General features: G+C 53.3%; 13 protein-coding genes. 10 read left to right on the top strand and 3 right to left on the bottom strand.

Annotation, left to right across the window (positions count from 1 at the left end; translation table 11 throughout):
- Positions 1 to 71 precede the first annotated feature (71 nt).
- Positions 72 to 1,274: an acetate kinase gene (ackA, locus tag GVO84_RS15670; protein WP_023312544.1), complete on the bottom strand. Its 1,203-nt coding sequence runs from the start codon at positions 1,272 to 1,274 to the stop codon at positions 72 to 74.
- A gap of 337 nt (positions 1,275 to 1,611) precedes the next feature.
- Between ackA and yfbV the strand changes: the two genes are divergently transcribed.
- From yfbV to GVO84_RS15650, 4 genes are all read left to right on the top strand, one after another.
- Positions 1,612 to 2,067 carry a terminus macrodomain insulation protein YfbV gene (yfbV, locus tag GVO84_RS15665; RefSeq protein WP_023312543.1) on the top strand — a complete coding sequence of 152 codons (456 nt, stop codon included), beginning with the start codon at positions 1,612 to 1,614 and terminating at the stop codon, positions 2,065 to 2,067.
- Positions 2,068 to 2,159: 92 nt separating this feature from the next.
- A complete protein-coding gene (locus GVO84_RS15660) occupies positions 2,160 to 2,654 on the top strand; it encodes a YfbU family protein (protein ID WP_023312542.1) in 495 nt (164 codons plus the stop codon).
- An 11-nt stretch (positions 2,655 to 2,665) separates the two neighbouring features.
- The gene (locus tag GVO84_RS15655) at positions 2,666 to 3,325 is read left to right on the top strand and encodes a sugar phosphatase (RefSeq protein WP_045402709.1); all 660 of its coding nucleotides are present in this window, start codon (positions 2,666 to 2,668) and stop codon (positions 3,323 to 3,325) included.
- A 75-nt stretch (positions 3,326 to 3,400) separates the two neighbouring features.
- The gene (locus GVO84_RS15650) at positions 3,401 to 5,233 is read left to right on the top strand and encodes an SLC13 family permease (RefSeq protein ID WP_063145417.1); all 1,833 of its coding nucleotides are present in this window, start codon (positions 3,401 to 3,403) and stop codon (positions 5,231 to 5,233) included.
- Positions 5,234 to 5,283: 50 nt separating this feature from the next.
- Here the strand turns inward: GVO84_RS15650 and yfbR are convergent, their stop codons facing one another.
- Both yfbR and alaA read right to left on the bottom strand, forming a co-directional pair.
- A complete protein-coding gene (yfbR, locus tag GVO84_RS15645; RefSeq protein WP_159514616.1) occupies positions 5,284 to 5,883 on the bottom strand; it encodes a 5'-deoxynucleotidase in 600 nt (199 codons plus the stop codon).
- Positions 5,884 to 6,001: 118 nt separating this feature from the next.
- The gene (alaA, locus tag GVO84_RS15640; protein WP_008500204.1) at positions 6,002 to 7,216 is read right to left on the bottom strand and encodes an alanine transaminase AlaA; all 1,215 of its coding nucleotides are present in this window, start codon (positions 7,214 to 7,216) and stop codon (positions 6,002 to 6,004) included.
- Positions 7,217 to 8,154: 938 nt separating this feature from the next.
- Between alaA and lrhA the strand changes: the two genes are divergently transcribed.
- From lrhA to nuoF, 6 genes are all read left to right on the top strand, one after another.
- Positions 8,155 to 9,093: a transcriptional regulator LrhA gene (gene lrhA, locus GVO84_RS15635; RefSeq protein ID WP_021241557.1), complete on the top strand. Its 939-nt coding sequence runs from the start codon at positions 8,155 to 8,157 to the stop codon at positions 9,091 to 9,093.
- Between the two features lie 630 nt (positions 9,094 to 9,723).
- Positions 9,724 to 10,164 carry an NADH-quinone oxidoreductase subunit NuoA gene (gene nuoA, locus GVO84_RS15630; protein ID WP_014171000.1) on the top strand — a complete coding sequence of 147 codons (441 nt, stop codon included), beginning with the start codon at positions 9,724 to 9,726 and terminating at the stop codon, positions 10,162 to 10,164.
- Positions 10,165 to 10,179: 15 nt separating this feature from the next.
- On the top strand, positions 10,180 to 10,854 hold the full coding sequence (nuoB, locus tag GVO84_RS15625) for an NADH-quinone oxidoreductase subunit NuoB (RefSeq protein ID WP_003861482.1): 675 nt from the start codon (positions 10,180 to 10,182) through the stop codon (positions 10,852 to 10,854).
- An 89-nt stretch (positions 10,855 to 10,943) separates the two neighbouring features.
- Complete coding sequence (gene nuoC, locus GVO84_RS15620) at positions 10,944 to 12,746, top strand: NADH-quinone oxidoreductase subunit C/D (protein WP_023312537.1); 1,803 nt, start codon at positions 10,944 to 10,946, stop codon at positions 12,744 to 12,746.
- Between the two features lie 2 nt (positions 12,747 to 12,748).
- Positions 12,749 to 13,249 (top strand): NADH-quinone oxidoreductase subunit NuoE, encoded by a 501-nt coding sequence (gene nuoE, locus GVO84_RS15615; protein WP_006176513.1) that lies wholly within the window; start codon positions 12,749 to 12,751, stop codon positions 13,247 to 13,249.
- On the top strand, positions 13,246 to 14,583 hold the full coding sequence (nuoF, locus tag GVO84_RS15610) for an NADH-quinone oxidoreductase subunit NuoF (RefSeq protein WP_023312536.1): 1,338 nt from the start codon (positions 13,246 to 13,248) through the stop codon (positions 14,581 to 14,583). The genes nuoE and nuoF overlap by 4 nt, the downstream gene beginning before the upstream one ends.
- Position 14,584 lies beyond the last annotated feature (1 nt).

The following is a 14,584-nucleotide window of genomic DNA, read 5'->3' as shown; positions in this document are numbered from 1 at the left end:
ATCCTCTTTCGTTACCGCCGCGATTGGGCGGGTTACAAAACAGCACCGCCAGCATTGCTGGCGGTGTGGAATCAGGCAGTCAGGCGGTGCGCGTCTTGCGCAATGACCAGTTCTTCGTTAGTTGGGATAACGAGAGCAGGGCGGGTGCCTTCTTTGTTGATGAAGCCAGACTTGCCGAAGCGGGCAGCCAGGTTACGCTCGTGATCAACGTCGAAGCCCAGAACGCCCAGTTTGCCCAGGGACAGTTCACGAACCATTGCCGCGTTCTCACCGATACCACCGGTGAAGATAACCGCGTCCAGACGGCCTTCCATCAGCGCAGTGTAAGAGCCGATGTACTTCGCCAGACGGTGGCAGTAAACGTCCATTGCACGTTTAGCGTCTTCTTTCTCTGCGTAGTTGTCTTCAACGTAACGGCAGTCGCTGGTGACTTCGGTCAGACCCAGCAGGCCAGACTCTTTGGTCAGCATTTTGTTGATCTGGTCAACGCTCATGCCCAGGGTGTCGTGCAGGTGGAAGATAATCGCCGGGTCGATGTCACCGGAACGGGTACCCATCACCAGACCTTCCAGCGGGGTCAGACCCATGGAAGTATCAACACATTTACCGTTGCGGATAGCGGAAACAGAACCACCATTGCCCAGGTGGCAGGTGATGATGTTCAGTTCTTCAACCGGCTTGTTCAGGACTTTTGCTGCTTCCTGAGTCACATAGAAGTGGCTGGTGCCGTGCGCGCCGTAACGACGTACGCCGTGTTCTTTGTACAGGCTGTATGGCAGGGCATAGAGGTAAGACTCTTCCGGCATGGTCTGATGGAACGCGGTGTCGAATACGGCCACGTTTTTGTCTTTCAGATTCGGGAAGGATTTCAGCGCTTCAGCGATACCGATCAGGTGAGCCGGGTTGTGCAGCGGTGCGAAGGACGCAGAGTCCTTGATGCCCTGGATCACAGATTCGTCGATAACGACGGAGCTGGTGTATTTTTCGCCGCCGTGGACGATACGGTGACCAATCGCAGTCAGCTGAGCAGACAGTTCTGGTTTTTGTGCCAGAATAGTGTTAACGATAAAGTTCAGCGCTTCACTGTGAGCGGCGCCTGCACCTAAAGCCGCTTCTTGTTTGCTGCCGTCCATCTTCCACTTGATACGTGCTTCAGGCAGATGGAAACATTCGGCCAAACCAGAGAGGTATTCGTCACCGTTGAGCGCATCGATGATGGCGAATTTCAGTGAGGAGCTACCGCAGTTCAGAACCAGTACTAACTTACTCGACATGGAAGTACCTATTATTGATACGTGGCTAAAAAAACGTCAGTGAGTCTAACAGCGTAACGCATGATGACTCAGACATTTATGATTAACATCATGCCAAACGAACATTGTGGCATGATGGAAGAAATAACTATGATTTTATGCCATTTTGCACAATTTTCAGCCAATGGCATAATATGCAATAATTTGACGAGTTAATGATTCTCGTCTATGGCCCTATCAGGCTGGCACAGGATACCCGATACGGGGTAGAGATGACAAAATATTTTGAACGTTGTCATAGCTTGTTGTGGTTTTGCACGAAAATTTTAATTTTTATATGTGAAGTTGAGGTACAGCCATGTCGACACCAGAAAACCCGTCCGTAAATTTCTTTAGTCTGTTTCGTCGGGGACAGCATTACGCAAAGACGTGGCCGATGGAAAAGCGCCTTGCGCCGATGTTCATTGAGAATCGCACCATCCGCGCCACGCGCTATGCGATTCGCTTTATGCCGCCTGTCGCTGTCTTTACGCTGTGCTGGCAGATTGCGTTGGGCGGCCAGTTGGGTCCTGCGGTCGCGACGGCGCTTTTCGCGTTAAGCCTGCCAATGCAGGGCCTGTGGTGGTTAGGTAAACGGTCCATCACTCCGCTTCCCCCTTCTATTTTACACTGGTTTTATGAAGTGCGCGGAAAACTGGAGGAGGCCGGACAGGCGCTCGCCCCGGTTGAAGGCAAGCCGGATTACCAGGCGCTGGCGGACACGTTAAAGCGTGCTTTTAAGCAACTGGATAAAACATTCCTCGATGACTTGTGATTGATCATCGAAACGACGACGAAAAGAAGGCACAGTAACAATCAGTTACCGTGTCTTTTTTTTAAAGTGCAATGCGCTACAGGAGTCGAAAGATGGAAATGACCCATGCTCAACGTCTGATTTTGTCTAACCAGTACAAGATGATGACTATGCTTGATCCCGATAACGCTGCGCGCTACAGCCGCCTGCAAACCATCGTCGAACGCGGTTTTGGTTTGCAAATGCGCGAACTGGACCGCGAGTTTGGCGAGCTGAAAGAAGAAACCTGTCGCATCGTGATCGACATTATGGAGATGTATCACGCCTTGCACGTGTCCTGGACGAATCTCAAAGATCAACAGTCCATTGACGAGCGCCGCGTGACCTTCTTAGGCTTTGATGCCGCAACGGAAGCGCGTTATCTGAGCTATGTTCGCTTTATGGTGAATACAGAAGGGCGCTATACCCACTTTGACGCGGGCACCCACGGCTTCAACGCGCAGACCCCAATGTGGGAGAAATATCAGCGTATGCTAAGCGCGTGGCACGCCTGTCCGCGTCAGTACCATTTAAGCAGCAACGAAATTCAACAAATCATTAATGCCTGACGGAGGTGCGTGTGCAGTGTAGAGGTTTTCTGTTTGATCTGGACGGTACGCTGGTGGATTCGCTGCCGGTTGTCGAGCGTTCATGGTGCCATTGGGCTGACCGACATGGCATCGACCATCAGGACGTGCTGAATTTTATCCATGGCAAACAGGCCATCACCTCGCTACGGCACTTCCTGGCCGGACGCTCTGAGGACGAAATTCAGGCGGAGTTCAAATACCTGGAACACATTGAAGCCACGGATACAGACGGCATCACCGCCTTACCGGGCGCGCGCGAGCTGCTTGAGCATCTGAACGAAGCGCAGATCCCGTGGGCGATCGTCACCTCAGGCTCCATTCCCGTCGCCCACGCCCGTCATAAGGCGGCAGGTTTACCGAAGCCGGAAGTGTTTATCACTGCGGAGCGCGTAAAGCGCGGTAAACCGGAGCCCGACGCGTTTTTACTGGGCGCTGAACTGCTGGGCCTCGCCCCCGCAGAGTGCGTGGTGGTGGAAGATGCGGCCGCTGGCGTACTGGCCGGGCTGAACGCCGGAAGCCACGTTATCGCCGTTAACGTTCCGGCGGGATCCCCCCGGCTGGAGGAGGCAGACTTTGTGCTGGATTCACTGACGGCACTGGCTGTATCTAAAGCCTCTGACGGAGTTGTAACCGTCTCGCTAAAAATGTAATCACATGATATAGCCCCACATTGCTGGGGCTTTTTTATGGCACAATTTCTCCTCTCCCACTGACAAGGACATGTTGTGAACGGTGAACTGATTTGGGTACTGAGCCTGCTTTTAATCGCCATCCTTCTTTTTGCAACGGGCAAGGTACGCATGGACGCCGTCGCCTTGTTTGTCATCGTCGCGTTTGTGCTGAGCGGTACGCTTACGCTGCCGGAAGCCTTCTCCGGATTTAGCGATCCCAACGTTATCCTGATTGCCGCCCTGTTTATTATCGGTGATGGGCTGGTGCGTACCGGCGTGGCAACCATCATGGGATCGTGGCTGGTGAAGGTGGCGGGCAGCAGCGAAACCAAAATGCTGATCTACCTGATGGTGACCGTCGCCGGGCTGGGGGCGTTTATGAGCTCAACGGGCGTGGTCGCCATCTTTATTCCGGTGGTGCTGAGCGTCTCCATGCGGATGCAGATCTCGCCGTCGCGCCTGATGATGCCCCTGAGTTTTGCCGGTTTGATCAGCGGAATGATGACGCTGGTGGCAACGCCACCGAACCTGGTCGTCAACAGCGAGCTGATCCGGGAAGGATTCCAGGGCTTCAGTTTTTTCAGCGTCACTCCGCTTGGGCTGGTCATTCTGGTGCTGGGTGTAGTCTACATGCTGCTGACCCGGTTTGCCCTGAAAGGTGAAAAACAGGACAAAAATAAAGAAGGGTGGAAGCGACGCACCTTCCGCGATCTGATTAAAGAGTACCGCCTTACCGGGCGCGCGCGCCGTCTGGCTATTCGTCCCGGTTCGCCGATGGTGGGACAGCGCCTTGACGACCTGAAGCTGCGTGAGCGCTATGGCGCGAACGTGATCGGCGTAGAGCGCTGGCGTCGTTTTCGCCGGGTGATCGTCAACGTCAACGGAGTGTCGGAATTCCGCGCGCGGGACGTCCTGCTGATTGATATGTCCACCGCGGACGTGGATCTGCGCGAGTTTTGCAGCGAACAGCTGCTGGAACCGATGGTGCTGCGCGGGGAGTACTTCTCCGATCAGGCGCTGGATGTCGGCATGGCCGAAGTATCGCTGATCCCGGAATCGGAACTGTTGGGTAAAACCGTGCGGGAAATGGGATTCCGAACCCGCTATGGCCTGAACGTCGTGGGGCTGAAGCGCGATGGCGTGGCGATGGAAGGGGCGGTGGTGGATGAGCCGATCCTGCTGGGCGATATCTTCCTGGTTGTCGGTAACTGGAAGCTGATTAGCCAGCTCGGGCAAAAAGGGCGTGATTTTGTGGTGCTCAACATGCCTGTCGAGGAGAGCGATGCCTCCCCGGCGCACAGCCAGGCGCCCCACGCGATTTTTTGTCTGGTGCTGATGGTGGCGCTGATGCTGACCGATGAAATACCCAATCCGGTCGCGGCAATCATCGCCTGCCTGTTGATGGGCAAATTCCGCTGCATTGACGCCGAAAGCGCGTATAAAGCCATTCACTGGCCGAGCATTATTCTCATTGTCGGGATGATGCCCTTCGCCCTGGCGCTGCAAAAAACCGGCGGGGTGGATCTGATCGTTAAAGGCTTAATGGACGTTGGCGGCGGGTATGGGCCGTACATGATGCTGGTCTGTCTGTTTATTATGTGCGCCACCATCGGTCTGTTTATCTCCAATACCGCGACGGCGGTACTGATGGCGCCGATTGCGCTGGCGATGGCCAAATCCATGGGCGTGTCACCGTATCCCTTTGCGATGATGGTCGCAATGGCGGCCTCTGCGGCGTTTATGACGCCAGTGTCTTCACCGGTGAATACGCTGGTGCTGGGGCCCGGGAATTACAGGTTCAGTGATTTCGTGAAGCTGGGCGTGCCGTTCACTGTGCTGGTGATGCTGGTATGCGTGGTGTTGATACCGGTCCTGTTCCCGTTCTGAGCATTTTGCCGGGGGGCGGTTGCGCCCTTACCCGGCCTACAAACTAAAAATTACAACGGTGAATCCTGGCTAATCTCATCCAGCGAAAGATGGAAGCTCGGCACAAACACCTGCATAAAGTAATCCATCTCTTCGCTGCGGCGGGAATCCAGCGTTTTTTCCAGACGCGTTTTCGCCAGTAAAAATTCGTTATTCCCCGCGGACAGCTCTTCCAGACACTTCAGGTAGGCGCAGAGCGCGTCGGCCTGTTTGACCAGCGACTTTTCATCTTCCGTGTACTGATGCTCATCGATGAGCGGCTCAAAGATGTCGCGCAACTCTTCCGGCACCATGTCAATCAGCTTCTGCTGGGCAATCTTCTCGATGGCCTTGTATTCCTGCGCAATCTGCGAGTTGAAATATTTCACCGGCGTAGGCAGGTCGCCGGTCAGCACTTCTGACGCATCGTGGTACATCGCCAGCAGAGCAATGCGCTCTGGATTGACCTGACCGTTGAATTTGCGGTTTTTAATGGCGGCCAGCGCGTGAGCGACCATCGCAACCTGCAGACTGTGCTCTGAGACATTTTCCGTGCGGACATTGCGCATCAGCGGCCAGCGGTTGATGAGTTTCAGGCGGGAGAGGTGGGCAAAGAAATGACTCTGACTCATAGGTTACCTTTTGTCTTCACTGCGACAGGCGTTCATTGTGCGGGGAGGGGAGGGAAGATGCAAATCTGAAGGTGTTGTAGGCCGGGTAAGCGCAGCGCCACCCGGCAGAAAGTTAGCGTTACTGATGATAACCGGACAGGAATCGCCCGAAGCGGCTGATGGCCATTTCGAGGTCATCTTCGCGCGGCAGCGTCACGATACGCACGTGATCCGGCCACGGCCAGTTAAACGCCGTACCCTGAACCAGCAGCACTTTTTCCTGCAGCAGGAAATCGAGCACCATTTTCTGGTCGTCATGAATATTGAAGCGCTTCGCGTCAATTTTCGGGAACATATAGAGCGCGCCATTCGGCTTCACGCAGGAGACGCCCGGAATATCGTTGATCAGTTCCCAAGCGCGGTTGCGCTGTTCGTACAGGCGACCACCGGGAACGATGAACTCGCTAATGCTCTGATAGCCACCCAGCGCCGTCTGGATCGCGTGCTGCGCCGGAACGTTGGCACATAAACGCATGGAGGCCAGCATCTCCAGCCCTTCAATATAGCCTTTGGCGTGCTTTTTCGGACCGTTCAGTACCATCCAGCCCTGGCGGAAACCGGCCACGCGGTAGGTTTTAGACAGGCCGTTAAAAGTGACGGTCAGCAGATCCGGGGCCAGCGCAGCGATTGAGTGGTGCTGCGCCGCGTCGTACAGGATCTTGTCGTAGATTTCGTCGGCAAAGATGATCAGGTTGTGCTGGCGGGCGAGCTCGACGATCTCCATCAGCAGCTCTTTTGAGTACACCGCGCCCGTTGGGTTGTTCGGATTGATGATCACGATGCCGCGCGTGCGGGGCGTAATTTTTGCGCGAATATCATCGAGGTCCGGGAACCAGTCAGAGGACTCGTCGCACAGATAGTGCACCGCCTTACCGCTCGACAGTGATACGGCAGCCGTCCACAGCGGATAATCCGGCGCGGGTACCAGCATTTCGTCCCCGCTGTTCAGCAGCGCCTGCATCGCCTGTACAATCAGTTCAGAGACGCCGTTGCCTATATAAATATCTTCAACGGTAACATCACGCATACCGCGTGCCTGGTAGTGCTGCATGATGGCTTTACGTGCGGAGTAAAGTCCTTTTGAATCACAATAGCCTTGTGCAGTAGGAAGGTTGCGGATCACATCAACCAGAATTTCATCCGGCGCTTCAAAACCAAACGGCGCAGGGTTACCAATGTTGAGTTTCAGAACCTTGTTGCCTTCTTCTTCAAGGCGTTTTGCCTCTTTCAGAACCGGGCCGCGGATGTCATAACAGACGTTATCTAGCTTGCTGGATTTTTCGATAGGGGACATGAACCTTTAACCTTTTCGCTATTATTGCCACTCCCTGCCGTGGAAGTCAGCACGGAATAATGTACTCCCCCCTCGCTTCGTTTTGAAGGGTGTGCAGTAGAAGATTTTGTGCCGGGAGCAAAATGTTGATAAATCTTTTTCGCTGTATGCGTGCTTTTATGCTGGCGTAAAGTTGTGCTCACAGCGTCGTGTTAGGTTAAATGTGCTATTCATTTGTCAAAATTGTGTATATTGTGCTGGTAAAAATAAGTGGTAAGCAGGACAAAGGTGGCAATCACCCTGAGTGACATTTCGTTAAACCTGAATGCTTGATACATGTTCTGGTAATAGCATGCTGTGGCTAAAAGTTACTCATGTGAAATTAATGTTAAGTGCCATTAATGAATGGTCTTAATCTAAATTAAAATTTATTTATTATTAACCTAAAAAATGCAACTTTAGTTAATTCTAATAAAATTAGTTTAGAAGCTTAACATTCTTCTTTAATCCTCAATATTGCAATAAGACTTATAAATAAAGTGGATTTGGGTTAAGATGTCTTTCAGGAAAGCAGAGGTCAGAAGCATGCTTTTTGTATATCTGACGCTGTTTTTCCGAATTAATTGATTGTTATTGTTGGAGTTATCTCTGGCTGGAATGTGTCGAACATCTCCTGCTACGTTGACAGCGCTGCGATAAAGATGGCAGAAAAGGTGTTACACCTTTAATGTAATTTACATAAACCTGCGAACATCTAAATATCCTGAACGTTTAAGAGAATAAAAATAACGTCATGAAACGTGCTTTCTGACTGTTGATATAATGCAGCACAATAACTATCTGTCAGGCAGTCTGCCGGGCCGGGATGCGAGGGAAAATCTTCAGAGGGAATTGCTTAACTGTACACACACAGCTTCAACCCGGGCAGCTCCGCACGAGCAACCTGAAAGTGAATAGATATGATAAATGCAAATCGTCCGATAATGAATCTCGACCTCGATCTGCTGAGAACGTTTGTTGCGGTCGCCGATCTCAACACTTTTGCAGCAGCTGCTGCCGCCGTTTGCCGTACTCAGTCTGCCGTCAGCCAGCAAATGCAGCGGCTGGAGCAACTGGTGGGTAAAGAGCTTTTTGCGCGTCATGGGCGTAATAAGCTCTTAACGGAACACGGTATTCAGCTTCTGGGTTATGCCAGGAAAATTCTTCGCTTTAATGATGAAGCATGTATGTCATTAATGTTTAGCAACCTTCAAGGAGTGCTAACGTTAGGCGCATCTGATGAGTCAGCGGATACTATATTGCCGTTTCTTCTCAACCGTATTAGCTCGGTTTATCCGAAGCTTGCGCTGGACGTTAGCGTAAAGCGTAATGCCTTTATGGTTGAGATGTTAAATGAGAATAAAGTCGATCTGGTGGTGACGACGCATCGTCCCGGGCAGTTTGATTGCCTGACGCTGCGTACATCACCTACGCACTGGTATTGCGCAGCCGAATACGTGCTGCAAAAAGGCGAGCCGGTTCCACTGGTCTTACTGGATGATCCGAGCCCGTTCCGCGACATGGTGCTCACAGCGCTGAATGAGGCCAACATTCCGTGGCGTCTGGCGTATGTGGCTTCCACGCTGCCAGCGGTTCGTGCCGCCGTGAAGGCCGGTCTGGGTGTAACGGCCCGTCCGGTAGAGATGATGAGCCCCGATCTGCGCGTCCTTGGGAAATCCGATGGTCTTCCTGCGCTGCCGGATACGGAGTATCTGCTCTGCCACAATTCGTCCAGCCATAACGAGTTGGCCAAAGTGGTGTTCGAGGCGATGGAAAACTACCATAACCCGTGGCAGTTCGAGCGCGTTACCTCCGAAGGGGGGGACGACTCCCTGATCGTTGAAGGGGATTTTGAGTGATCGATAGCTCAAAATTCTGGTAACAAAATGTAAGTGTAAAAAAAAGCCACTCGTGTGATTTTCACATGCAGTGGCTTTTTTTTAGCAATAATACCCGCTTATGGCGCAGGGATTTTCAGGATATTCTATATTTATCAAAAAGCTAAATGCTTTTGCTTAAAACTTGTCCGTTTTCCGTTCTAACTTCATCCATATCCCTCTCATGTTAAAAAAACAGGAAATATGTTGCCGTTTTCCAGGTTGAATTAACAAAAGCGTGTCTCAGATCAAGAAAATACTCCTATTTGGGGGGAGGAATCGTTGGCAAATCCTGTCAAAATAGGAGGGTTATTTTTTTTACTTCCGAAACGGACACGATTCAACAACATACATTTGACGGAAAGTCATGCACCCACCAGGGTTAAAGGGCACCAAATGTTAATGAGAATCGCTCGATGTAATTTAATGTGAAGAAACCTTTGTTAAAGTTGACAATAGGTTATAGAAAGGAGTAAAAAACCCCATCATTTTGCTGTCTACGTCTCATTTCTGACAGTTAGTGTAAGGTTATTTGTTCCTCCCCATGAATCGATGTGATGCCCATCTGCCAGCAAGAGCAGTGTCGTTGGTATCACTTTTGATGAGTAAGCAATGAGTATGTCAACATCCACAGAAGTCATCGCTCATCACTGGGCATTCGCAATCTTTCTTATTGTAGCCATTGGCCTGTGCTGCCTGATGTTAGTCGGCGGCTGGTTCCTGGGCGGTCGCGCCCGTGCAAGGCACAAAAACACACCTTTCGAATCAGGTATTGATTCAGTAGGTTCCGCTCGCTTACGCCTGTCTGCCAAGTTCTATCTGGTAGCCATGTTCTTCGTCATCTTCGACGTGGAAGCGCTTTACCTTTTCGCATGGTCAACGTCCATCCGCGAAAGTGGTTGGGTGGGCTTTGTCGAGGCCGCAATTTTCATTTTAGTGCTACTGGCCGGTCTGGTTTATCTGGTGCGTATTGGCGCGCTTGACTGGACGCCTGCGCGTTCACGTCGTGAACACATCAACCCGGAAAACAGTATCTCTAATCGTCAGCAGTAACAGCGAGGCAATAAGATGGATTATACGCTCACCCGCATAGATCCTAACGGTGAGAATGACCGTTACCCCCTGCAAAAACAGGAGATCGTAACCGACCCCCTGGAGCAAGAAGTCAATAAAAGCGTGTACATGGGCAAACTCGAACATGCCATGCACGATATGGTCAACTGGGGTCGTAAGAACTCCATCTGGCCGTACAACTTTGGCCTTTCTTGCTGCTACGTTGAAATGGTGACGTCATTCACTGCGGTGCATGACGTTGCGCGTTTTGGGGCAGAGGTACTGCGTGCTTCCCCACGTCAGGCTGACCTGATGGTGGTAGCCGGTACGTGCTTTACCAAGATGGCACCTGTTATTCAGCGTCTTTACGACCAGATGCTGGAGCCTAAATGGGTTATCTCCATGGGCGCATGTGCAAACTCTGGCGGTATGTACGACATTTATTCCGTCGTGCAGGGCGTAGATAAGTTTATTCCAGTGGATGTGTACATCCCAGGTTGTCCGCCACGTCCGGAAGCTTACATGCAGGCGCTGATGCTGCTGCAGGAGTCTATCGGTAAAGAACGTCGCCCACTGTCGTGGGTTGTTGGCGATCAGGGTGTGTATCGCGCGAACATGCAGTCTGAGCGCGAGCGTAAACGTGGTGAACGTATTGCCGTCACCAATCTGCGTACGCCTGACGAAATTTAATTTGCGCCTGTAGGCCTGGAGAACACCTTCGCATATCACTACTCAAATAGCGCGAAGCCAGGCTCAACAGTCACCACGGACCATTTGCAATGGTGAACAATATGACCGACTTAACCGCGCAAGAAGCCGCCTGGCAGACCCGGGATCATCTGGATGACCCAGTCATTGGCGAACTGCGCAACCGTTTTGGGCCGGATGCCTTTACTGTTCAGGCTACCCGCACCGGGGTACCCGTTGTTTGGGTGAAGCGTGAGCAATTGCTGGAAGTTGTCGATTTCCTCAAGAAATTGCCAAAACCGTACGTCATGCTGTTTGACTTACACGGCATGGATGAACGTCTGCGTACCCACCGCCAGGGCCTCCCTGCTGCGGATTTTTCCGTTTTCTACCACCTGATCTCAATAGACCGTAATACGGATATCATGCTCAAGGTGGCATTGTCTGAAAACGACATGCATCTGCCGACGATCACCAAACTTTTCCCGAACGCCAACTGGTACGAGCGTGAAACCTGGGAAATGTTCGGCATGACCTTCGACGGCCACCCGCACCTGACGCGCATCATGATGCCGCAGACCTGGACCGGCCACCCGCTGCGTAAAGACTACCCGGCACGTGCAACCGAATTCGATCCGTTTGAGCTGACCAAAGCCAAGCAGGATCTGGAGATGGAAGCGCTGACCTTCAAGCCGGAAGACTGGGGCATGAAGCGCGGTACCGACAACGAGGACTTCATGTTCCTCAACCTCGGTCCAAACCACCCGTCTGCGCACGGTGCATTCCGTATTATTCTTCAGCTTGATGGCGAAGAGATTGTCGACTGCGTGCCTGACATCGGTTACCACCACCGTGGTGCTGAGAAGATGGGCGAGCGTCAGTCCTGGCACAGCTACATTCCGTATACCGACCGTATCGAGTACCTCGGCGGCTGCGTCAACGAGATGCCATACGTGCTGGCCGTTGAGAAACTGGCGGGAATCGTTACGCCGGATCGCGTTAACGTGATTCGCGTCATGCTGTCAGAACTGTTCCGTATCAACAGCCACCTGCTGTACATCTCCACGTTCATTCAGGACGTCGGCGCGATGACTCCGGTCTTCTTCGCCTTTACCGACCGTCAGAAAATCTACGATCTGGTGGAAGCGATTACCGGTTTCCGTATGCACCCGGCCTGGTTCCGTATCGGCGGTGTGGCACACGATCTGCCGCGCGGCTGGGACCGTCTGCTGCGTGAATTCCTCGACTGGATGCCAAAACGTCTGGCGTCCTACGAGAAAGCCGCGCTGCGTAACACCATCCTGAAAGGCCGTTCCCAGGGCGTTGCTGCCTACGGCGCGAAAGAAGCGCTGGAGTGGGGTACGACAGGTGCAGGTCTGCGTGCGACCGGTATTGATTTCGACGTGCGTAAAGCCCGTCCTTACTCTGGCTACGAGAACTTCGACTTTGAAGTCCCGGTGGGCGGCGGTGTCTCCGACTGCTACACCCGCGTGATGCTGAAAGTAGAAGAGCTGCGCCAGAGTCTGCGCATCCTTGAGCAGTGCCTCAACAACATGCCGGAAGGCCCGTTCAAGGCGGATCACCCGCTGACGACGCCGCCACCGAAAGAGCGCACGCTGCAACATATCGAAACCCTGATCACCCACTTCCTGCAGGTTTCCTGGGGTCCGGTCATGCCGGCGCAAGAATCCTTCCAGATGATTGAAGCGACCAAGGGTATTAACAGTTACTACCTGACCAGTGACGGCAGCACCATGAGCTACCGTACCCGCGTGCGTACGCCGAGCTTTGCGCACCTGCAGCAGATCCCGTCCGCCATCCGCGGCAGTCTGGTCTCCGACCTGATTGTGTATCTGGGTAGTATCGATTTTGTTATGTCAGATGTGGACCGCTAATTATGCACGAGAATCAACAACCACAAACCGAGGCTTTTGAGCTGAGTGAAGCAGAACGTGCCGCCATTGAGCATGAGATGCACCACTACGAAGACCCGCGTGCGGCGTCCATTGAAGCGCTGAAAATCGTACAGAAACAGCGTGGTTGGGTGCCGGATGGGGCGATCTATGAGATCGCTAAAGTGCTGGGTATTCCGGCAAGCGACGTAGAAGGCGTAGCCACGTTCTACAGCCAGATCTTCCGTCAGCCGGTTGGCCGCCATGTGATCCGCTACTGTGACAGCGTTGTCTGCCACATCACCGGTTATCAGGGCATTCAGGCTGCGATTGAGAAGAAGCTCAATATCAAGCCGGGCCAGACCACGTTCGATGGACGCTTTACTCTGCTGCCAACCTGCTGCCTGGGTAACTGCGACAAGGGGCCGACCATGATGATTGATGAGGACACTCACAGCCATCTGACGCCGGAAGCGATTCCTGACCTGCTGGAGCAGTACAAATGAAAACTGTAATTCGTACTGCTGAGACGCATCCGCTGACCTGGCGTCTGCGCGATGACAAACAGCCGGTATGGCTCGACGAATACCAGAGCAAAAACGGCTATGCCGGTGCGCGTAAAGCCCTCGGCGGCATGGCGCCGGATGACATCGTTAATGCGGTGAAAGACTCCGGCCTGAAAGGGCGCGGCGGTGCGGGCTTCTCCACCGGTCTGAAGTGGAGCCTGATGCCAAAAGACGAATCCATGAACATCCGTTACCTGCTGTGTAACGCCGATGAAATGGAGCCGGGCACCTATAAAGACCGCCTGCTGATGGAACAGCTGCCGCACCTGCTGGTGGAAGGCATGCTGATCTCCGCGTTTGCGCTGAAAGCGTACCGTGGCTACATCTTCCTGCGCGGTGAGTACATCGAAGCGGCGGAAAACCTGCGTCGCGCGATTGCCGAAGCTACCGAAGCGGGCCTGCTGGGCAAAAACATCCTGGGTACCGGGTTTGACTTCGAACTGTTCGTGCACACCGGTGCCGGGCGTTATATCTGCGGTGAAGAAACCGCGCTGATTAACTCCCTGGAAGGCCGCCGCGCGAACCCGCGTTCCAAGCCACCGTTCCCGGCAAGCTCCGGCGTATGGGGTAAACCGACCTGCGTAAACAACGTTGAAACCCTGTGTAACGTTCCGGCTATCCTCGCCAACGGCGTGGAGTGGTATCAGGGCATCTCCTCAAGTAAAGATGCCGGTACCAAGCTGATGGGCTTCTCCGGTCGCGTTAAAAATCCTGGCGTCTGGGAACTGCCGTTCGGTACCACCGCACGTGAAATTCTTGAAGACTACGCGGGCGGCATGCGCGATGGCTTGAAATTTAAAGCCTGGCAGCCGGGTGGGGCAGGGACAGACTTCCTGACCGAAGCCCACCTTGACCTGCCAATGGAATTCGAAAGCATTGGTAAAGCAGGCAGCCGTCTGGGTACGGCGCTGGCGATGGCCGTCGACCACGAGATCGGCATGGTCTCGCTGGTGCGTAACCTGGAAGAGTTCTTCGCCCGCGAGTCCTGCGGCTGGTGTACACCGTGCCGTGACGGTCTGCCGTGGAGCGTGAAGATCCTGCGTGCAATCGAACGTGGCGAAGGCCAGCCTGGGGATATCGAGACGCTTGAGCAACTGTGTCGATTCTTAGGCCCGGGTAAAACCTTCTGTGCCCACGCACCGGGTGCCGTCGAACCTCTGCAGAGCGCGATCAAATATTTCCGCGACGAGTTCGAAGCAGGCATCAAGCAGCCGTTCAGCAATACCCATGCGATTAATGGGATTCAGCCGAACCTGCTTAAAGCGCGCTGGTAAC

The sequence above is a fragment of the Enterobacter sp. SM3 genome (assembly GCF_009811935.2).
GTDB classification, from domain to species: Bacteria; Pseudomonadota; Gammaproteobacteria; order Enterobacterales; family Enterobacteriaceae; genus Enterobacter; species Enterobacter asburiae_D.
The sequence above is the reverse complement of the archived record's forward strand: the minus strand, read 5'-3'. Positions and strand labels throughout refer to the sequence as shown.

Coding starts and splice junctions, on each gene's coding strand:
- ackA (WP_023312544.1), bottom strand. CDS start 1,274: ATGTCGAGTAAGTTAGTACTGGTTCTGAACTGCGGTAGCTCCTCACTG.
- yfbV (WP_023312543.1), top strand. CDS start 1,612: ATGTCGACACCAGAAAACCCGTCCGTAAATTTCTTTAGTCTGTTTCGT.
- GVO84_RS15660 (WP_023312542.1), top strand. CDS start 2,160: ATGGAAATGACCCATGCTCAACGTCTGATTTTGTCTAACCAGTACAAG.
- yfbR (WP_159514616.1), bottom strand. CDS start 5,883: ATGAGTCAGAGTCATTTCTTTGCCCACCTCTCCCGCCTGAAACTCATC.
- alaA (WP_008500204.1), bottom strand. CDS start 7,216: ATGTCCCCTATCGAAAAATCCAGCAAGCTAGATAACGTCTGTTATGAC.
- lrhA (WP_021241557.1), top strand. CDS start 8,155: ATGATAAATGCAAATCGTCCGATAATGAATCTCGACCTCGATCTGCTG.
- nuoA (WP_014171000.1), top strand. CDS start 9,724: ATGAGTATGTCAACATCCACAGAAGTCATCGCTCATCACTGGGCATTC.
- nuoB (WP_003861482.1), top strand. CDS start 10,180: ATGGATTATACGCTCACCCGCATAGATCCTAACGGTGAGAATGACCGT.
- nuoC (WP_023312537.1), top strand. CDS start 10,944: ATGGTGAACAATATGACCGACTTAACCGCGCAAGAAGCCGCCTGGCAG.
- nuoE (WP_006176513.1), top strand. CDS start 12,749: ATGCACGAGAATCAACAACCACAAACCGAGGCTTTTGAGCTGAGTGAA.
- nuoF (WP_023312536.1), top strand. CDS start 13,246: ATGAAAACTGTAATTCGTACTGCTGAGACGCATCCGCTGACCTGGCGT.